The organism is Kitasatospora sp. NPDC001309 (genome assembly GCF_042896295.1).
Taxonomy (GTDB): Bacteria; Actinomycetota; Actinomycetes; order Streptomycetales; family Streptomycetaceae; genus Kitasatospora.
Window position 1 is genome coordinate 30,334 of sequence record NZ_JBIAXC010000063.1, and the last position, 18,524, is coordinate 48,857.

Sequence of the window (18,524 nt, forward strand, 5' to 3'; positions counted from 1 at the left end):
CCGGGCCGGGCGTGCTCCCCCGGGCGGAGGAGCAGGGGCCCGGACCAGGACCACGGTCCCGGTCCCGGCCCCCGGCGGGGGAGCGCGGGCCCCCGGCGGAATCCTCCGCTGCCAGGACGCCCCGGCACCCCCGCGGCTGATGGTCTTGGAACAGGCCGGGAACCCCCGGTCCAGAGGCCGACGTTCGCGTCCACCGACCGGAGGAACAGTGATCCGCGCACTGACCGGATTCTCCACCCGACACGCCTGGAAGGTCATCGCCGTGTGGGCGGTGCTGGGCATGGGGCTGGCCGTGCTCAGCCCGATGCTGATGTCCCGGGTGACCCAGTCGCAGAGCGGGGAGTTCCTGCCGCGCAGCTACGACTCGGCGGCCGCACTGCGGATCGCCGAGCAGGACTTCGGCATCAAGCCGGACGCCACCACCGTCACCGTGCTGGTCGCCCGCACCGACGGGAAGGCGCTCACCGCCGACGACCAGCACAAGATCGAGGCCGGCGCCGCCAAGCTGGGGGAACGCAAGGTCACCATGCCCCGGAAGCCGGACGAGCCGGCCGCGCTGGTCCCCGACCGCTCCCAGACGCCCCGGGTCGCTCCCGCCACGGTCGCACCGGACCGCACCTTCGAACTGCTCAGCGTCGAACTGACCGGCAACGCCGCGGACGAGGGCGTCCAGGGCGTCTACCGCACCTTCCGGGACCAGGCCCGGGCCCAGTTCGACGGGATCGGCATGCGCACCGGGTTCACCGGCGGACTCGCCCAGCTGTCCGACACCACCGAGGCCAACCGGGGCGCCATGGTGCTCGGCAGCGCCCTGCTCACCGCACTGATCGTGCTGCTCAACGTGCTGGTCTTCCGCAGCGTGCTCGCCGCCCTGCTGCCGCTGCTCGCGGTCGCCATGGTCAGCGGCGCGGCCGGCGGCGCCGTGGCCGGCGCGGCCGCCCTCACCGGTCTCAAGCTGGACAGCTCTACCCCCGGCCTGATCGGGGTGGTGCTGCTCGGCATCGGCGTGGACTACCTGCTGTTCCTGCTCTTCCGGTTCCGCGAGCAGTTGCGCGCCCGGCCCGAGCAGAACGCCCGGGAGGCCGCCGCCGAGGTGTCCGGCAAGGTCGGCACCGCGATCACCTCCGCCGCGCTGACCATCGTCGCCGCCTTCGCCACCCTGGCCGTGGCGAGCTTCGGCCAGTTCCGCTCGCTCGGCCCGGCCGTCGCCGTCGCCGTGCTGGTCATGCTGCTGGGCAGCCTCACCCTGATGCCCGCCCTGCTCGCCGCCTGCGGCCGCGGGATCTTCTGGCCCTCCCGCGCCCTGCGCCGGGAGCCGCGCCCGGGCGTCGCCGCCCGCTTCGGTGAGCTCGTCGCCCGCCGGCCGCTGGCGCTGCTGCTCGCCTCCGTCGCCCTGCTGGGCACGCTGGCCGCCGGCACCGCCGGACTCAAGATGGACTACAGCCAGGGCGACTCCACCACCACGGCCGCCGCCGCCACCGCCGCCGAGATCGCCCGGGCCATGCCCGCCGGCGTCTCCGACCCGACGACCGTCTACCTGGTCGCCCGGGACGGCGGCACCGTCGACGCGGCCCGCTTCGACGGCCTGGCCCGCGAGCTCAAGGGCGTCGAAGGGGTGGGCCAGGTCGGCCGGCCCGTCCTCGCCGACAACCACCGGGCCGCCCGGATCGACCTCTACCTGAACGCCGACCCGCAGAGCCAGCGCGCCCGGGACCTCGCCTCCGGACCGGTCCGCGCCGCGGTCGCCGCGCACACCCCGGCCGGGACGGTCGGCCACGTCGGCGGCACCGCGGCGATCTTCGCCGACATCGCCACCGCCGTCGACCGCGACCTCACCGTGGTCTTCCCGGTCGCGGCCGCCCTGATCGCCCTGATCCTGCTGCTGCTCCTGCGCAGCCTGCTCGCCCCGGTCGCGCTGATGCTCTCCGTCGGCCTCGGGTTCGCCGCCACCCTCGGCGCGGCCACCCTGCTGTTCCAGCACGGGCTGGACCGGCCCGGTGTCTCCTTCACGCTCCCGCTGGTGCTGTTCCTGTTCGTGGTCGCGCTCGGCACCGACTACAACATCCTGATCACCGACCGGATCCGCGAGGAGATGCACCGGCCCGGGTCGGCCCGCTCCGCCGTGGCCCGCGCCGTCCGGCACACCGCCCCGGCCGTCGCCACCGCGGGCCTGGTGCTGGCCGGCTCCTTCGCGACGCTGGCCACCACCCCGGGCAGCGAGCAGGTCGCGTTCTCGCTGACCCTGGGGATCCTGCTCTCCGCGCTGGTGCTCTCCCTGGTCACCGTGCCGGCCCTGGCCGCCCTGCTCGGCCGCGCCCTCTGGTGGCCGCTGCGACCGGCCCCGGCCGCCGCGCCCGGCACCGACGCCCGGCCGCCCGTCGCGGCGCCGCGCCCGGCCCCGGACCAGCTCGGCGCGCGCTGACAGCCGGGGCGCCCACTGACTGCCTGAGTGCCCGCAGACCACCCGAGGCCGCCGGCCCGCCGCTGCTCCCCAGCGGCCGGGCCGGCGGCCTCGGGCCGTACGCGTCAGACCGGCAGCAGGCGGGCGATCAGTTCGCCGAGGCGGCGGGCGTTGCGGCAGGAGTGCATCTCCACCACGTCCGCGTACGTCGGGGCGGCGGAGTCGCCGGTCGTCCAGAGCGGGGGGCGTTCGGGGTTGAGCCAGATGACCCGGCGGGCGCGGGAGGCGATCCGGCGCAGCGCCTCCGGGTGGGGGTCGCGGTGGTTGTTGCGGGCGTCGCCGAGGACGAGCACGCAGGTGCGGGGGCCGACGGCGGCCAGGTGGTGGTCGGCGAACTCGCCCAGGGCGGAGCCGTAGTCGCTGTTGCCGTGGTAGCCCGTCACCCGGGCCTCGGCGACGATGCGGGCGGCGAGCCGGGCCGGGTCGCCCTCGCCCCGCCGCAGCAGGTCGGTGACCTCGGCGGTGCGGTTGACGAAGGCGAACACCCGGACCTTGCTGAACTGTTCGCCCATCGCCTGCACCAGCAGCATGGTGAAATCGGCGAAGCCGGCCACCGAGCCGGAGACGTCGCACAGCAGCACCAGCTCCGGCCGGGCCGGGCGGCGCAGCCGGTACGCCGGGCGCAGCGGCACCCCGCCGGTGCCGAGGGAGCGGCGCAGGGTGCGCCGCAGGTCGATCCGCCCGCGGGCGGCGCGGCGGCGCCGGGCGGCCAGCCGGGTGGCCAGCTTGCGGGCCAACGGGTGCACGGTGCGGCGCAGTTCGGCGAGCTGGTCGCGGCCGGCGGCCAGGAAGTCGATCCGGTCGACGGTGGGGGCGACGGCCCGCTCCGCGATCCGTTCGGCGCCGCGCAGTTCGGCGACCCGGCGGCGGGCCTCGGCGGAGACCAGGGCGCGGAAGTCCCGGATGCGGCGGCGGATCTCGTCGGCGAGGACGCGGTCGGCGAGGTCACGGTCGGCGTGGCCGTCCGGGCCCTGGTCCCGCAGGCCGGCGAGGATCCGGGCGAGCAGGGTCTCGGGGGCCAGCCGGCCGAGCGCCTGGTGGGCGGACCAGCCGTCCGAGCCGGGGGTGCTGCCGGTGCCGTACCGGCCGAAGGCCTCGATCACCTCGCCGGCCAGCCGGGCCTGGGCGGCCCGGTCGTCGGCGGCCAGGGCGGCGGCGAGGCGCTCGCGCAGCCGGTCGCGGAGCGGGTCGGGGCGGCCGAAGCGCGGCGGCTCCGCGGTCTGCGGCGCGGGCTCGGCCGAGGGGTCGGTGCCGTGCCGGGCCTCGGGGGTGCGCAGGGCCTCGGGGGTGCCGACGCCGAGCGGGAAGAACAGGTCGAAGGTGGCGTCGAAGACCGCCCGTTGGCCGTCCGAGCGCAGCAGGGCGGCGGCCAGTCCGGCCCGCATCTGCTCCCGGTCGGCGAAGCCGAGCACGTCGAGCACGGCGGCGGCGTCCACCGTCTCGGCCGGGCCGATCCGCAGGCCGTGCCCGCGCAGGGCGCGGACCAGTCCGGTCAGCCGGGCGGCGGTGTCGGTGGCCCCCGGGGTGGTCACGCGAGGGTGAGCTTCTGGGCGGCCTTGCGGACGTCGTCCTGGTGCTTGAGGATCACCCCGAGGGTGTCCCGGACGACCGCGTCGTCCAGGGTGTCCGCGCCGAGGGCCAGCAGGGTGCGGGCCCAGTCGATGGTCTCGGCGACCGAGGGGGCCTTGCGCAGGTCCATCGCGCGCAGCGCGCCGACCACCCGGACCAGCGACTCGGCCAGCGTCGCGTCCAGCCCCGGCACCTTGAGCCGGACGATCCGGCGCTCCAACTCGGCGTCCGGGTAGTCGAGGTGGAGGAACAGGCAGCGGCGGCGCAGCGCCTCGGAGAGCTCGCGGGTGGCGTTGGAGGTGAGCAGGACGAAGGGGCGGCGGGTCGCGGTGATGGTGCCGAGCTCGGGGACGGTCACCTGGAAGTCGCTGAGCACCTCCAGCAGCAGTGCCTCCACCTCGACGTCGGCCTTGTCCATCTCGTCGATCAGCAGGACGGTGGGCTCCTCGCCGCGGATCGCGGTGAGCAGCGGGCGGGTGAGCAGGAACTCCTCGCCGAAGATGTCGCCGCGGGCTTCCTCCCAGCCCTCGTCGCGGCCGGCGGTGATCCGCAGCAGCTGCTTGGCGTGGTTCCACTCGTAGAGCGCGCGGGCCTCGTCGATGCCCTCGTAGCACTGCAGCCGTACCAGCCGGGCCGCGCCCAGTTCGGCGACGGCCTTGGCGAGTTCGGTCTTGCCGACTCCGGCGGGGCCCTCCACCAGCAGCGGCTTGCCGAGCCGGTCGGCCAGGAAGACGGTGGTGGCCACGGCCGTGGAGGCGAGGTAGCCGGTCGCGGCGAGTCGCTCGGCGGTGTCCGCCACCGAGGCGAAGAAGCCCGTGCCGGTGGTGCTGCCGTCGCTGCCGCCGCTGCCGCTGGTCATCCGAGCCGCCCCGTTCCGGTCCGCCGCGCCCGTCCCGTCGGGGCCCGTGCAGCGCCACCCTACCGGCCGGTCACTTGCTTGTCCCGGGGCGTTGTCGGGGGCCTTCTCGGGGGCGCTCTCGGGGATCGGTGGAGCGGCGTACGGAGGGCGGCTGCCCGCCGTACGCCGCTCGGACGGATCCGGTTGCCAGGGGCGTCAGTTGACCCAGAGGACCGGGCTGCCGGCGACGGAGCTGTCGGTGACCGGGCCGTAGGTGGCGCTGAAGTAGCCGGTCGAGAAGCACAGGCCCGGGCCGGACACCAGGTTGGCGGGCTGGTTGGCGAAGCTGATGCTGTTGTCGGTGTTCGAGGTGGAGCCGGTGATGCCGCTGGGGCTCTGGTAGACGCAGGTGACGGTGCCGAGCAGGGTGTTGAGGACCACGGTGATGCCCACCGGGCCGGCGCCGGTGCCGTTGAGCGACACGTTGGTGCCGGAGCCGGAGGTGACGGTGTTGGTGTACGGCAGGCTGGTGGCCGTGACGCTCTTGACGCTCCGGACGCCGAAGACGTTGGAGGTGCAGGAGCCGAAGGACTGGCTGTTGAGCTGCTCGGTCGCGCTGCCGGGCGCGGTCGGGTTGGACGTCACGGTCGCGGAGAACGAGGAGTTGGCACAGCTCACCCCGGTGGTGCTGCCCGCGCCGTTGGTGAAGGTCGCGGCGGTGCCGGGCGCCAGGTTGGCGACCAGGGTGTCGCCGACGGCGATGGCCGCGCCGCCGGCGCTGCCCTGGGTGAGGACGGCGGGGGAGTCGGCCTGGGCCGGTGCGACGGCGGCGCCGGTGAGCGCGAAGGCGGCGAGGGATGCGGCTGCGAGCGTGCGACGGATGCGCATGAGGGTGCCTCTCTCCGTCCGGGGACGGGTGGGGGAATCCCCGCGTGCGGGTGTGGTGGTGTGCACGACGGGGGAGGTGCATGGCGTACCGGGAGCTCTGTCGGACCACGGGTGCGGGCGGGCCCGGCGCCACGGGCCCGCTCCTGGGGTACGACGGTGTTCGTGCAGCGGTGCAGCGGTACGGGTGCAGCGGTGCGACGGTGCGACGGTGGTGCGGTGGCTCCGTGGTGGGGCGGCGGTCGGCGGCTGCCACCGCCGCGGGCCCGGCTCCCGCCCTGGTCCGGCGGTCCGGGCGGTTCGCCCGGGGCCGTCGGAGCCCCTGGATCCGACCGGTGGCGGCCTGCGCGCCGACCGATTGGAAACCTGGCAGTGTTGTAAACCCGTCGTTACGTCAATGTCAATACAGGACACAGGAGTTGGTGATGGATCCCAAACACCTCCGGAGTGCCGACCTGATCCTGCTGCCGGGTGCCCGGACCGGCCGGGATCCGGCCAGGTCGATCAAGCCGGGGCCGCGCCGGCAGCCCGCCGGAGTGGTCGCCGCGACCCAGCGCGAACGGCTGCTGGACGGCCTGGTCCGGACGGTGGCCGAACGCGGCTACCAGCACGCGACGGTGAGCGACATCTGCCGCGCGGCGGGCGTGACCAGGCCGGTCTTCTACGAGCTGTTCAGCGGCAAGGAGGACGCCTTCCTGGCCGCGCACCGGTACGGCACCGGGGTGGTGATCCGGCGGATGGCGGCGGCCTTCGCGGCCGAATCCGACTGGTGCTCCGGGATCCGCCAGGCGCTCGACGCGATGCTCCAACTCCTCGCGGGCACACCGTCCTTCGCGACCATGGCGGTGATCGAGATCGAGGCGGTCGGCCCGGCCGGCCGTCGTGAGCGGGAACAACTGCTCATCCGCTTCCGGGCGTTCTTCGCCGACGTGCCGCAACTCCCGGGCGGGGTCGGGGTGCGGCAGATGGTCGACGCCGTGGTGGGCGGTGTCTACAGCGCGGTCTACCGGCTGATCTCCTCCGGGCGCACCGATCAACTGACCGATCTGCTCCCGGTGTTGAGCATGTTCTGCCTCGCCCCCTTCCTCGGTCCGGCCGAAGCGGCCGACCGGCTGGACGGCCCGACCCGGAGGATTGGTGAAGATCCTTCGTGCACCCGTATTGACCCGGCGAATACCGGGCAGTAGCTTCCCAGTTACCCAGCGCGCTCCGAACGGATCCGCCCCGCTGCCGAGGGGCGGACGGCCCGGTCGGGGCGCGGAACGCTGTCCGCGCCAGGACAACGTGCCAGCTGCCTGCACACCCCATCCATCCACAGGGAGCACACATGGCCATGTCCGAGGAAGCCGCCGCCGCGGCGGAAACCCCGCAGACGCCGACCGGGACCAGAAGAGGACGGGTCCGCATGAAGCGCTCCGCCCTGATGGCCGTACCGGTCGTCGCGGTCGGGGGCATCCTGATGACCCTCACCGCGCAGGGCGTGCTCGCCGCGCAGTTCTCCATCTCCGGCATGCCGTTCACCATCACCGCCGACAAGCTCGACGGTGACGGCTTCGCCCAGTTCGGCTCGCTGGACTCGATGATCCCGGACAGCCCCAACGCGGGCAACACCGGTGGGCAGGTCCTGGTGGCGGTCTCGGCGATCAAGGCCGCCCAGATCACCAACCTGTGCCAGGCCGTCGACCTCGGCGGCGTCAGCCTGGTGATCCACGCGGGCGACAAGGGCACCCCGGTGTCCGCCTCCGACCTCACCACCGACTCCGATCTGCTGTCCGGCGACGCGGAGTTCAAGAACATCGAGATCGGCGGCGACGCCAGCACCTACACCAAGGCCGGCCCGGTCGGGAAGGGCCAGCCGGGCGTCTTCGGCCAGCAGGCCGACCACGTCACGCTGACCCACCTCAACCAGCACAACTACGCCAGCACCGCCGTCGGGTTCAAGCTGCCCAACCTCCGGCTGAGCTTCAGCTCCAAGGGCTGCTGAACATGACGGAGTCCGTACCGGAGCCGGCCGCGACCGGCGAGGGCGCCGCTGAGCGGACCGAGGAGGTGGCGGCCGCGGGGACGGCCGCCACCGCCCCCGCGACCGCCGCCCCCGTCGCCGGCCCCGCCACCGCTCCCGCAGGGGCCGTCGCTCCCGCCGGAGCCGCCGCGACCGCTGCGCCCGCGAGCCCCGCGAGCCCGGTCAAACGCGACTGGCGGGGTAACCGGCCGTTCTGGGGCGGGCTGCTGGTGACCCTCGGCGGCGCCGAGATCCTGTTCACCCTGTGGGCCCCGCTACCCGTCCTGCTGCACATCTCACTGGTGGGCCTGGCCGGGTACCTGGTGCCGTCGGTGATGCTGCTGTGCGGCCTGCTGATCCTGTTCAACCCGACCCAGCGGCTGTTCTACTCCATCCTCGCCGCGCTCGCCTCGCTGGGCAGTTGGGTGACCTCCAACCTGGGCGGCTTCGTGATCGGCATGCTGCTCGGGATCGTGGGTGCCTGCCTGACCTTCGGGTGGGTGCCCGACCAGCCGCTGCGCCGTGGGAGGCAGCGGCGGGAGGACCGCCGCGCCGCGCGCCGGGCGGGGGCAGGGACGGGGGCGGGCGCGGCCGGGGCCGGAGCCGGGGCAGGGGCGGCCGGGGCCTGAGGGCCGGGACCTGCCGGGAGTCACCGGCGGCGCCCCGCGCACCGGTGGTGGGAGAGCACCGGGTGCGCGGGGCGCTCCGCCGTGCCCGGGCCGTGCGCCGCGGGCCGCGCGCCGGCCACGGAGGGCCGATGGTCCCGGGACCGTCCGGGGCCATCGGCCCTTCCCGCCCCGGTGGCCCGGCAGTTGACTGGGCAGGTCATGGACTACAGCAGCCAGGCCGACGCGGCCGCCACCGCCACCGCCGAGTACGACCGTCTGATCGCCCGCCACCACGCGATGCGACTACGGCGCCAACTCCTCAGCCCCGCAGCGCCGTCGGGGCCCCGGTCCGGTGCAGGCCCGGGCCGCGACGGCCGCGAGGACCACCAGGACTACGGGGACCAGGACTACGGGGACCACGACGGCGCCGCGGACCAGCACCTGATCCGGCGCGAACTCGGAGCCGTCGCCCCGCTCGCGGACCTGATCGACCGGCTCTACGCGGTCATGTTCCGCCGCCGCCCCTTCCTGCGCCCGCTCTTCCCCGCCTCGATGGAGTTCCAGCAGGCCCACCTGGAACGCATCTTCCACCACCTGATCGACCACCTGCACCAGCCCGCCGACCTCGCCCGCATGCTCCGCCAACTCGGCCGCGACCACCGGAAGCTGGGCGTCCGGCCGGTCCACTACGCGGCCTTCGAGGAGGCCCTGTGCGCGGCCCTCCGGCACCGGGCCGCCGAACGGTGGACGCAGGAGCTCGAAGCCGCCTGGGTGCGGATGCTGCGGTTCGCCGTCGGCGCGATGGTCGCCGGCGCCGACTCGGCGCTCACCGAACCCCCGTACTGGCACGCCGTGGTGACCGGCCACGAGCGCCGCCGCCCCGACCTCGCCGTGGTCCGGGTGCGTACCGGGGAGCCCTACCCCTACCGGGCCGGCCAGTACGGCACGGTCGAACACCCGACGCTGCCGCACACCTGGCGGCAGTACTCGATGGGCTGCGCCCCGCGCGGCGACAACGAGTTGGAGTTCCACGTCCGCCGGACCGGCCCCGGCGGCGTCAGCGCGGCCCTGGTCGAGCACACCGCCCTCGGCGACCGGCTGCGCCTCGGCCCGCCGCGCGGCAGCCTGCTGCCCGACGGCGACGCCCGCGACCTGCTGCTGGTCGCGGGCGGCACCGGACTCGCCCCGATGAAGGCGATCGTCGAACAGCAGGCACTGCACCGCCCGCCGGGCCGCCGGGTGCACCTCTTCGTCGGCGCCCGCGACCGGTCCGACCTCTACGACTGGCAGTCCCTCTCCGAACTCGGCCTGCACAAGCCGTGGTTGTCGCTCACCCCGGTGACGGCCGGCCGCCTCGCCGACGCCGTCGCCGCCGCCGGGGACTGGCGCGAGCACCTCGCCTGCGTCAGCGGCCCGGCCGGGATGATCGCCGCCGTCCGCTCCGAACTCCTCGCGTCGGGGCTCCCGTTGGAGCGCGTCCGGTTCGACCGGGCGGCCTACCGGTAGCCCCGCCGGGGATCACCGGTAGCAGTACGAGTCCGAGGAGGCGTCCCCGCCCGCCAGGTGGGTCTGGTGGACGCGCAGCCCGCGGAAGTCGGCGCCGTGCGGGAAGAACCGCTCGTCGACGCTCAGGCCGCCGGCCTCCGGGTCGGCGTCCAGCTTGACCATCCACGGTTCGATGCCGTCCGGGTAGAACTGGTCGTCCCAGGCGCCGTACAGGGAGTTGGTGAGGTAGAGCCGCCGTCCGTCCCGGCTGATCTCCACCATCTGCGGCGCCCCGCTCAGCGGCCGCCCCGGCTCGGCCGGGTGCGGGGTGCGGGCGGCGACGCCGCCGAGGCGGACGGAGGAGGCCAGCCGGGGGTGGAACGGGTCCGACACGTCGTACTGGAACAGCTCGCCGGTGCCCCAGGCCGACACGTACAGCCAGCGGTCGTCCACCGACAGGTTGATGTCGGTCACCAGCGGCGGCACCGCCCCGAACGGCCGCAGCGCGGGCGGGAGTTCCTCGGCCCGGGCGGGCTCGGCCGGGATCTCGATCACCTTGCGGGCGGTGAACGCCGGGCCGTCCCGGTACCAGAGCCAGACCGAGGAGGAGAGGTCCTCCACGTTCACCACCACCCCGGCGAAGCCCCACTCCGCCTGCGGGTCGTGCGCGGGGCGCAGCTCCAGCACCATCTGGTACTGGTCCCCCAGGTCGACCCGCTGGAGGTGCCGGCCGGTGCCCAGCTCCCAGAAGTGCAGAGCGTGCCCGTACTTGCGGGCGAGCAGCTGCTCGGGCAGCACCCCGTCCTCGACCATCCACGGGGTGCCCCACTCGCTGGTCACCCCCACGTCGGTCCCCAGGTGCCACCAGACGTCGTACGCGAAGTGCTGCGGCCCGCGCTCCGTCTCCCAGGGGCGCAGCACCTCGAAGGTGGTGTGGTCCAGCAGCGCCACCCCGCCGGGCCCGTCGCCGCCGTCACCCGCGCCGAGGCAGGACAGGAACACCCCCTCCGGGCCGCAGTGCAGGGTGTGCGGCCGCGAGTAACCCGCCTTCGCGGCCAGCTCCTTCGCCTCGACCGTCTTCACCAGGCGCGGCCGCACCGGGTCCGGCCGGGTGTCCATCACGTGCAGCCGCGACGACCGCAGCCCCGGGAGGAGCAGGAACCGCCGCTCCGGGTTCTCGTGGCAGGCGTGCGCCAGCGCGCTGGAGCAGGCGTTCCAGCCGAAGTGGTGCAACTCGTCCCCGAGGGTCGGCAGTTCGGCGAAGTTGAGCACCTTCCCGTAACTCGGCGACGCCGGGTCGGTGTCCACGGTGAGCAGGGCATCCGGCTGCCGCCCCGCCCGGTCGAACCCGGCCACGTACGCCAGTTTCTCCGGCGGCGCCGCGATCGCCTCCGCCGCCGACCGGTAGAGCGACGGATCGATGTGCCCGTGCTGCATGCAGACTCCCCAACTCGCCGTGTCCGTCCGGGAAGCGTTCCACACGACCACCGGCGCACAGCAGGCGCACGCGAAGCGACGGGGAAGCGCGGACGGCTACCCTTGCGCGGTGCACGACGGCGTCAGCGGGGGCGACAGCCGGGCAGCGTCGTCCAGGCCGTGGCCGCGCACGTGACGGCGGCCCTCCACCCGCCGACCGTCGCCACCCCGGCCTCCGGCCGTTCGCCCCGGAGCGATTCGGGACGGCTGCCGCGCGGGCCGCGGCTACCGGCCGGTATGGTCGGGGGCGGAACGGGTGGTGACCTGCCGGAAGGGCGGGCGGAGCAGAGGGACGGGTGCGGCGGCAGATGGAGTTTCGGGAAGACATCCTGGGTGCCCCCTACGAGGCGGCCGAGCTGACGCTGCGGTCCGATGACGAGGGGGCGGTCTGCGCGACGCTGGTGCGGCGGGTGGTGCCGGGGGCGGAGCGGGCGGTGCTGTACGTCCACGGGTACAACGACTACTTCTTCCAGACCAACCTGGCGGAGCACTACGCCGCGCTCGGGTTCTCGTTCTACGCCCTGGACCTGCGCAAGTACGGGCGCTCGCTGCGGCCGCACCAGTCGCCGAACTTCGTCCGCGACCTCGCCGAGTACGACGAGGAGATCGACGAGGCGGTGCGGATCATCCGGGAGGTGGACGGGCACCGGCAGCTGCTGCTGAACGGGCACTCCACCGGCGGGCTGGTGGGGGCCCTGTGGGCGGGGCGCCGGGCCGGGCGGGGGCTGGTGGACGGGCTGTTCCTGAACAGTCCGTTCCTGTCGATGCCCGCCGGGGCGGCCGTGCGGACGGCGGGCGGGCCGGTGGTGACGGCGCTCGCGCGGATGAAGCCGACCCGGATCCTGCCGTCCTCGCTGAACCCGCACTACACCCACAGCCTGCACAAGGACCACAAGGGCGAGTGGGACTTCGACCTCACCCTCAAGCCGGCCGAGGGCTTCCCGCTGTACGCGGGCTGGCTGTCGGCGATCCACCAGGGGCACCGGCAGCTGCGGCACGGGCTGGGGATCGACGTGCCGGTGCTGCTGATGGCCTCGACGAGGTCGGTCTCCACCACCAAGTGGCACAACGCCCTGCACCACGCCGACGGGGTGCTGCGCGCCGACGACATCGCCGCGCAGGGGCCGCGGCTGGGCCGGCACGTCACGGTGGTGCGGATCGAGGGCGGCATGCACGACCTGGTGCTGTCCGGCGAGACGGCCCGGACCGCGGTGTTCGCCGAGCTGGACCGCTGGCTGGCGGCCTACCTGGACGTGCGCCCGGTGGGGGAGCCCGCGTGACGGACGGGCCGGTGGAGGCGGACGAGCCGGTGCCGGTCGGCCGGGCCACCGACCTGGGCTTCGCCAAGCTCATGCCGGACATCGACCGGGACGGCGGCTGGCTGCTCACCCTGGACGGCACCCCGCAGTCGTACGTCGACCTCGCCGACCCGACCCACCTGGAGTTCGAGTACACCCGCCGGCTCGGCCACCTCGCCGACGCCCTGGCGCCCGCCGGCCGGCCGCTGGACGTGCTGCACCTGGGCGGTGGCGCGCTCACCATGCCGCGCTACCTGGCCGCCACCCGCCCCGGTTCGCGGCAGCGCGTGGTGGAGGTGGACGGGCCGCTGCTGGAACTGGTCGCCGCGCACCTGCCCTGGCAGGGCCCCGGCGCGGACGTCACCGCGACGGTCGGCGACGCCCGGGCGGCCCTGGCGGCCACCCCGGTCGGCTCGCAGGACCTGCTGATCGCGGACGTCTTCCACGGCTCCCGCACCCCGGCGCACCTCACCTCGGTGGAGTTCCTCCGGCTGGCCGCGGCGGCGCTGCGCCCGGGCGGCTGCTACGCGGCCAACCTGGCGGACGGCCCGCCGCTGGCCTTCGCCCGGGCCCAGGCGGCCACGGTGCGGGCGGTGTTCCCGTACGTGTGCCTGGTCGCGGAGGCCCCGGTGCTGCGCGGGCGCCGGTACGGCAACATCATGCTGGCCGGCTCGACGGCCCCACTGCCGGTGGCGGAGCTGACCCGGCTGCTGGCGGGCGACATCTTCCCGGCCCGGCTCACCGACGGCGCGGAGCTGGCCGCCCTGGTCGGCCGCACGGCCCCGGTCACCGACGCGGACGCCACCGACTCCCCGCCCCCGCCGGACGGCGCCTTCAGCGTGGGCTGAAGGCGGAGCACGCTGAGTCGGCCGCCCGTCAGGCCGCGCGGTCGATGTTGTCCAGTACTGCGCGGAGCAGGCCCGGGAAGCGCTCCTCGAACTCCTCGGTGCGCAGCCGGGCGCTCTGCTGCTGGCCCTGGGCGGTGCGGAGGATCAGTCCGCACTGGCGCAGCACCCGGAAGTGGTGCGAGGCGTTCGACTTGCTGATGCCCAGGGCGTGGTAGATCACCGAGCACTCGGTCTCGCCCTCCCGCGCCAGCAGGTCGACGATCCGCAGCCGCAGCGGATCGCTGAGGCCGTGCATGGCCTCGGCCAGGCTGACAGTGGCCGGTTCGGCGTGGAACGCATCTCGCATGGCTCGATTCTACGTTCGCCGTTCGCGGCGTTCCGGGCGTGCGTTCCGGGCGTGCGTTCCGGCGTGCGGTCCGGCCCCCGGCGCGGCAGGTGTGGTGGTGAGGTGTCGTCAGGTCTCCTCTGCGGAGCCCTCGTTCCAAAGGTTCAACAGATGTTGTACCGTCGAACCATGAATCCACGGATCCACCTCCTGGCCCTGGGGACCTTCACCGTGGGCACCGAGGGCTACGTCATCGCCGGAGTGCTCCCGAGCGTGGCGCACGACCTGCACAGCTCGGTCTCCGTCTGCGGCCAGCTGGTCACGGTGTTCGCGCTGGTCTACGCCCTGGCCGGGCCACCCCTGATCGGACTGTTCCACCGGGTGCCGCCCAAACGGCTGTTGACCGGCGCCGCGCTGTTCTTCGCCCTCGCCAACGCCCTCGCCGCGATCGCCCCCGACTTAACCGTGCTCGCCGTCGCCCGGGTGCTCGCCGCCCTCGGCGCCGCTCTCTTCGCGGCCCCGGCCGCCGCGACCGCGGCCGCGCTCTGCACCCCCGAGGAACTGCCCAGGGCGATCTCGGTGACCGCGGGCGGCAACGCCGTCGCCCTCACCCTCGGCGCTCCGATCGGGACGGTCATCGGCTCCGCCCTCGGCTGGCGCGCGTCCTTCTGGTTCGTGACGCTCCTCGCCGTGCTGACCGCCGTCGCCGTCCGTACCGGCCTGCCCGAGGTCCCACCGGGCGGCAACGCCGCCGCCGGGCGGCTCGGCCTGCTGCGCCGCGCCCCGGTCCGCTGGGGCCTGGCGACCACCTTCGGGCTGTTCCTGGCCGCCTACGGCGTCTACACCTACCTGGACCCGGTGGTGCACCGGGCGACCGGGCTCGGCAGCAACGGGGTGGCCGCGCTGATGATCGTGTTCGGGGCCGGCGGACTGCTCGCCGGACGGACCGCCAGCAGGCTCATCGCCCGGCGGGGGGTGGCCGCGGTGCTGCGCGGTGCCCTCACCCTGATCGCCGGGCTGCTCGCGGTGCTGGCCGCACTCACCGTCACCGACACCCCGCTGATCTCCACGGCCGTCGTGTTCCCGCTGGTGTTCGCCTTCGGCGCCGCCTGGTGGTCGGGCGGCATCGGCCAGCAGACCCGGCTGGCCGGACTGGCGCCCGACCAGCGCGCCCAGGCCCTCGGACTGCACTTCTCGGCGCAGTTCCTCGGGGTGGCGCTCGGCGGCGGGCTCGGCGGGCTGGCGCTCTCGGGCGTCGGCCCCGCCGCGGTACCGGTCGTCGGCGGGGCCGTCGCCCTGCTCGGCCTGCTGAGCATCCGCCGGGTCACCCCCGGGCCGGACACCACCGCCGGGGCCGCGGCCCCGGCGGCCGCCGGTCAGGACACCGGTCCCGGTCCCGGCCAGGGGACGTCGGTGGCCACCGGGGCGGTGTAGTCGACGCCGGGGACGGCGAAGCCGTACAGGCGCTGGACCTCGGCGTGGAACCAGTCGAGGTCGGCGAGGTCGGCCACGGTGTCGGTGGTGGCGGCCGCCCAGCGTTCGGCGACGGCGGCCTGGACCTCCTCGGCGAGCTCCCAGCCGTCCAGCCGGACCCGGCCCTCGTCGTCCAGGAGGAGCGGGGCGGCGCCGGTGAGCTGGTCCCACAGGGTGGCGAGCTGGTGCACCGGCGGGACCATGTCCGGGCCGAGGACGCCGCGCAGCAGCCCGGTGTAGAGGGCGATGCCGGGGACGGCGGTGGAGGACTGGGTGACGGCGGCGCCGTTGACGGAGGTGACGGCCCGCCCGCCGACCGCCTGGCCGAGCCGCTCGTCCAGGGCGCGGGCGGTGGCCTCCAGGTGGGCCTTGGCCGCGCCGATGGTGCCCTGCCGGTAGATCGCCGCCGTCAGCGGGGAGCCGATGTAGGAGAGTGCCGCGGTGGTGAAGCCCTCGCCGAGGAGCCCCCGGGCGGAGAGGCGGTCGATCCAGCGCTCCCAGTCGGCCCCGCCCATCACGGCGACGGTCTGCTCGATGTCGTCGCCCTCGGCCGGTTCGGTCCCGACCTCGCGGACCTCGGGGTGGCCCCGGTCGTCGAAGACGAGGGTCCTGGTGCGGTCGGCCCGGCCGATCGGCTTGAGGACGGAGGCGTAGGTGGCGCCGGTGTCGGGGTCGGTGCGCCGGGGCGCGGCCACCGAGTAGACCAGGTGGTCCAGCCGGCCGCCGAAGCGCTCCTCGATCAGGTCGGCGACCTGGTCCTTCATCGCGTCGGAGAAGGCGTCGCCGTTGAGGAGGACCACGTCCCGACCGGCGGCGCGGGCGAGTTCGGCGGTGGCGGCGGTGCGGTACCAGCCGGCCGTGGCGGTGCGCCGCTCGGTGGGGCCCTTCTCGAAGGAGACCAGGATGCCGCGGATGCCGGCCCGCTTGAGCCCGGCGACGGTGGCCGCCAGGCCGTACCCGGCCGAGGAGCCGATGATCAGGGCCACCGGCCCTTCGCCGTCCGGCAGTCGGGCCGGGTCGGGGCAGTCCCGCCACATGTCGGCGACCAGTCGCGCGCAGCCCGCCGGGTGGGAGTCGAGGAAGAGGAACCCCCGGTTGCGGGGGATGAGAACGCGCTCGCTCACGGTGGCAGTCCTTGGGTGGGCCGGGTGGTGGAGGCGGCTGCCGGAGAGGGCGCCGCGTTGCCAGTCTGGGACAGCACGGAGGCGGCCAGCGGCCACCGCCGGGCACAACGATCACGAGTGGATCTTGGAGTGTTCCGCCACTGACGCGCCCGCCCCGCCCCGCGGCGCGGCGCGTCGCCGGGAGGGGCGGTCCGGGGCGGGTGTCAGAATCGGCGGGTTCATGCCGGAGCACGGTGCACGTCCGAAGGAGTGAGCGGTGAGCGGTGGCGGGGAACGTCCGGAGCTGGGGAAGGTGCCCGAGACGGCGCTGTGGACGCTGTGGCACCGGGCGGTGGAGGCCCGGCGGCCCGACGCGGTGCTGCACGACCCGGTGGCGGTGGGGCTGGTGGGGCGGATCGACTTCCCGTTCGCCGCCCGGTTCGGGGAGTCCCGGCTGGTGAGCCAGGTGCAGGCGCTGCGGGCGGCCTGCTTCGACCGGGAGGTCGCGGACTTCCTGGACCGGTACCCGCGGGGCACCGTGGTCGGCCTCGGCGACGGGCTGGAGACCCAGGCCTGGCGGGTCGACAACGGCCGGGCGAGCTGGCTGTCCGTCGACCTGCCCGAGACCGCCCGGCTGCGCGAGCAGCTGCTGCCGCCGGACGACCGCCACCGGATCCTCGCCTGCTCGGCCACCGACCCGCGCTGGATGGACGAGGTCGACCCGGACCCGGCGCGCGGCGTGCTGATCACCACCGAGGGCCTGCTGATGTACCTGCGGCCGACCGAGGTCCGGGCGCTGATCGCCGCCTGCGCCGAGCGCTTCCCGGGCGGCGCGCTGGTGCTGGACGCGGTACCGCGCTGGGCCGGCCGCCGGGCCGTGGCCGGGAAGCTGCGGGACCGGCACTACCAGGCCCCGCCGATGCCCTTCGGCATGGACGCCGACGAGCTCGGCAAGCTGGCGCAGGCCCACCCGGCGGTCACCGGCGTGCGGGAGGTGTACCCGGAGGACGGGCGTGGACTCCTGCGCGCCGTGCTGCCGCTCGCGCGCGTGATCAAGCAGCGTCCGTCGGTCGTCGCACTGCGTTTTACCGAATCTTGAAGAAATGCCGGTCGGCCTGGAACTATGGGAGTCGGGACGTACGTCGTAACAACGGGTGATCGGCCAGGGGGACGGGCCGCCCGGCACGTTAGGCTGCGCCCCGGGGGGAGCGGCCAGGGTGCCGCCATCGGACAACCGCCGGGACGGGCGTGCGGCTCCACGGGGAGCCGACCCCGGCCCGACCTGCCACGGAGGTACTGGCCTTGCACATCGACGCCTGGATCGAGAGCGTCCCACCGACCGCGGTGTACGCCCTGATCGGCCTGATCATCGGGATCGAGTCGCTGGGCATCCCGCTGCCCGGCGAGATCGCGCTGGTCACGGCGTCCCTGATGGCGGTCAAGGGTGTGGTGAGCCCGTGGGGGATCGCGATCTGCGCGATCGCGGGCGCGATCATCGGTGACTCGATCGGCTACTCGATCGGCCGCAAGGGCGGCAAGCCGCTGTTCGAGAAGCTCGGACGGAAGTTCCCCAAGCACTTCGGGCCCTCCCACCTGGCCACCGCCGAGCGCTCCTTCCAGAAGTGGGGCATGTGGGCGGTCTTCTTCGGCCGCTTCATCGCCCTGCTGCGCATCTTCGCCGGTCCGCTCGCGGGCGCGCTCCGGATGCCGTACTGGAAGTTCCTGATCGCCAACGTGCTGGGCGGCATCGTCTGGGCCGGTGGCACGACCCTGCTGGTCTACAAGGTCGGCAAGGCCATCGAGCCCTGGCTCTCCCGGTTCTCCTGGGCGGGCCTCGCGGCCGCCGTGGTGATCGGGGCGGCCTCGGCCTGGGTGATGAAGCGCCGCGCGGCCAAGACCCACGCCAAGATCGAGGCGGAGGAGGCGGCCAAGGCCGCTGCGGCCGCCGGGGCCGGCACCGCCGCCTCGTCGGCCACGGCGCCCGTCGCCGAGTGACACCGCACCGACAGCACTGACACCTACGGCCGCCCATCGGGAGCGGCCGTGCAGGAGCCGCGCCCGCCCCCCCCCCCGGGGGGGGGCCGGGGGGGGGCGGCCCCGGGGTGCCCGCCCCCCCCGGGGGGGCCCGCCCGCCCCCAAACCGCGGGGGGGGC

At 74.7% G+C, this 18,524-nt stretch carries 16 protein-coding genes; 10 read left to right on the forward strand and 6 right to left on the reverse strand.

The window, feature by feature from the left end:
- Positions 1–208: 208 nt before the first annotated feature.
- Complete coding sequence (locus tag ACFY2K_RS39185) at positions 209–2,422, forward strand: MMPL family transporter (protein ID WP_387717423.1); 2,214 nt, start codon at positions 209–211, stop codon at positions 2,420–2,422.
- A 104-nt stretch (positions 2,423–2,526) separates the two neighbouring features.
- On the opposite strand, the gene ACFY2K_RS39190 is transcribed toward ACFY2K_RS39185, so the two are convergent.
- The 3 genes from ACFY2K_RS39190 to ACFY2K_RS39200 all read right to left on the reverse strand — a co-directional run bounded on the left by ACFY2K_RS39190 (position 2,527) and on the right by ACFY2K_RS39200 (position 5,756).
- Positions 2,527–3,993, reverse strand: a complete 1,467-nt coding sequence (locus tag ACFY2K_RS39190; RefSeq protein WP_387717425.1) for a VWA domain-containing protein — start codon at positions 3,991–3,993, stop codon at positions 2,527–2,529.
- Positions 3,990–4,889, reverse strand: a complete 900-nt coding sequence (locus ACFY2K_RS39195; protein WP_380531354.1) for an AAA family ATPase — start codon at positions 4,887–4,889, stop codon at positions 3,990–3,992. The genes ACFY2K_RS39190 and ACFY2K_RS39195 overlap by 4 nt, the downstream gene beginning before the upstream one ends.
- Positions 4,890–5,084: 195 nt before the next feature.
- On the reverse strand, positions 5,085–5,756 hold the full coding sequence (locus ACFY2K_RS39200; protein WP_375895996.1) for a Tat pathway signal sequence domain protein: 672 nt from the start codon (positions 5,754–5,756) through the stop codon (positions 5,085–5,087).
- Between the two features lie 422 nt (positions 5,757–6,178).
- On the opposite strand from ACFY2K_RS39200, the gene ACFY2K_RS39205 reads away from it, so the two are divergent.
- The 4 genes from ACFY2K_RS39205 to ACFY2K_RS39220 all read left to right on the forward strand — a co-directional run bounded on the left by ACFY2K_RS39205 (position 6,179) and on the right by ACFY2K_RS39220 (position 9,869).
- On the forward strand, positions 6,179–6,940 hold the full coding sequence (locus tag ACFY2K_RS39205) for a TetR/AcrR family transcriptional regulator (RefSeq protein ID WP_380594127.1): 762 nt from the start codon (positions 6,179–6,181) through the stop codon (positions 6,938–6,940).
- 140 nt (positions 6,941–7,080) lie between these two features.
- Positions 7,081–7,737, forward strand: coding sequence for a DUF6230 family protein (locus ACFY2K_RS39210; RefSeq protein ID WP_380531347.1), 657 nt, complete (start codon positions 7,081–7,083; stop codon positions 7,735–7,737).
- A 2-nt stretch (positions 7,738–7,739) separates the two neighbouring features.
- Positions 7,740–8,384, forward strand: coding sequence for a DUF6114 domain-containing protein (locus ACFY2K_RS39215; RefSeq protein ID WP_387717428.1), 645 nt, complete (start codon positions 7,740–7,742; stop codon positions 8,382–8,384).
- A gap of 198 nt (positions 8,385–8,582) precedes the next feature.
- Entirely contained in the window at positions 8,583–9,869 is a 1,287-nt protein-coding gene (locus ACFY2K_RS39220; RefSeq protein ID WP_387717430.1) for a globin domain-containing protein, read from the forward strand.
- A 12-nt stretch (positions 9,870–9,881) separates the two neighbouring features.
- Here ACFY2K_RS39220 and ACFY2K_RS39225 read toward each other — a convergent pair whose 3' ends face one another.
- Positions 9,882–11,285, reverse strand: a complete 1,404-nt coding sequence (locus tag ACFY2K_RS39225) for a selenium-binding protein SBP56-related protein (protein ID WP_375895982.1) — start codon at positions 11,283–11,285, stop codon at positions 9,882–9,884.
- Between the two features lie 347 nt (positions 11,286–11,632).
- Here ACFY2K_RS39225 and ACFY2K_RS39230 point away from each other — a divergent pair, with 347 nt between their 5' ends.
- Both ACFY2K_RS39230 and ACFY2K_RS39235 read left to right on the forward strand, forming a co-directional pair.
- Positions 11,633–12,604 (forward strand): alpha/beta hydrolase, encoded by a 972-nt coding sequence (locus ACFY2K_RS39230; protein ID WP_375895979.1) that lies wholly within the window; start codon positions 11,633–11,635, stop codon positions 12,602–12,604.
- 71 nt (positions 12,605–12,675) lie between these two features.
- Entirely contained in the window at positions 12,676–13,470 is a 795-nt protein-coding gene (locus ACFY2K_RS39235) for a spermidine synthase (protein ID WP_380531360.1), read from the forward strand.
- 28 nt (positions 13,471–13,498) lie between these two features.
- Here the strand turns inward: ACFY2K_RS39235 and ACFY2K_RS39240 are convergent, their stop codons facing one another.
- Positions 13,499–13,816: an ArsR/SmtB family transcription factor gene (locus ACFY2K_RS39240; protein WP_380531336.1), complete on the reverse strand. Its 318-nt coding sequence runs from the start codon at positions 13,814–13,816 to the stop codon at positions 13,499–13,501.
- A 168-nt stretch (positions 13,817–13,984) separates the two neighbouring features.
- On the opposite strand from ACFY2K_RS39240, the gene ACFY2K_RS39245 reads away from it, so the two are divergent.
- Positions 13,985–15,229 carry an MFS transporter gene (locus ACFY2K_RS39245; RefSeq protein WP_387717433.1) on the forward strand — a complete coding sequence of 415 codons (1,245 nt, stop codon included), beginning with the start codon at positions 13,985–13,987 and terminating at the stop codon, positions 15,227–15,229.
- Here ACFY2K_RS39245 and fabV read toward each other — a convergent pair.
- Positions 15,172–16,392, reverse strand: a complete 1,221-nt coding sequence (gene fabV, locus ACFY2K_RS39250) for an enoyl-[acyl-carrier-protein] reductase FabV (RefSeq protein WP_380531331.1) — start codon at positions 16,390–16,392, stop codon at positions 15,172–15,174. The two genes, ACFY2K_RS39245 and fabV, sit on opposite strands and share 58 nt — an antisense overlap.
- Positions 16,393–16,648: 256 nt before the next feature.
- Between fabV and ACFY2K_RS39255 the strand changes: the two genes are divergently transcribed.
- Both ACFY2K_RS39255 and ACFY2K_RS39260 read left to right on the forward strand, forming a co-directional pair.
- Positions 16,649–17,470, forward strand: a complete 822-nt coding sequence (locus tag ACFY2K_RS39255; RefSeq protein WP_387717435.1) for a class I SAM-dependent methyltransferase — start codon at positions 16,649–16,651, stop codon at positions 17,468–17,470.
- Positions 17,471–17,673: 203 nt separating this feature from the next.
- Positions 17,674–18,366, forward strand: a complete 693-nt coding sequence (locus ACFY2K_RS39260; protein WP_375895971.1) for a DedA family protein — start codon at positions 17,674–17,676, stop codon at positions 18,364–18,366.
- Positions 18,367–18,524 lie beyond the last annotated feature (158 nt).

Coding starts and splice junctions, on each gene's coding strand:
- ACFY2K_RS39200 (WP_375895996.1), bottom strand. CDS start 5,756: ATGCGCATCCGTCGCACGCTCGCAGCCGCATCCCTCGCCGCCTTCGCG.
- ACFY2K_RS39220 (WP_387717430.1), top strand. CDS start 8,583: ATGGACTACAGCAGCCAGGCCGACGCGGCCGCCACCGCCACCGCCGAG.
- ACFY2K_RS39195 (WP_380531354.1), bottom strand. CDS start 4,889: ATGACCAGCGGCAGCGGCGGCAGCGACGGCAGCACCACCGGCACGGGC.
- ACFY2K_RS39230 (WP_375895979.1), top strand. CDS start 11,633: ATGGAGTTTCGGGAAGACATCCTGGGTGCCCCCTACGAGGCGGCCGAG.
- ACFY2K_RS39225 (WP_375895982.1), bottom strand. CDS start 11,285: ATGCAGCACGGGCACATCGATCCGTCGCTCTACCGGTCGGCGGCGGAG.
- ACFY2K_RS39205 (WP_380594127.1), top strand. CDS start 6,179: ATGGATCCCAAACACCTCCGGAGTGCCGACCTGATCCTGCTGCCGGGT.
- ACFY2K_RS39210 (WP_380531347.1), top strand. CDS start 7,081: ATGGCCATGTCCGAGGAAGCCGCCGCCGCGGCGGAAACCCCGCAGACG.
- ACFY2K_RS39235 (WP_380531360.1), top strand. CDS start 12,676: ATGCCGGACATCGACCGGGACGGCGGCTGGCTGCTCACCCTGGACGGC.
- ACFY2K_RS39245 (WP_387717433.1), top strand. CDS start 13,985: ATGAATCCACGGATCCACCTCCTGGCCCTGGGGACCTTCACCGTGGGC.
- ACFY2K_RS39240 (WP_380531336.1), bottom strand. CDS start 13,816: ATGCGAGATGCGTTCCACGCCGAACCGGCCACTGTCAGCCTGGCCGAG.
- ACFY2K_RS39215 (WP_387717428.1), top strand. CDS start 7,740: ATGACGGAGTCCGTACCGGAGCCGGCCGCGACCGGCGAGGGCGCCGCT.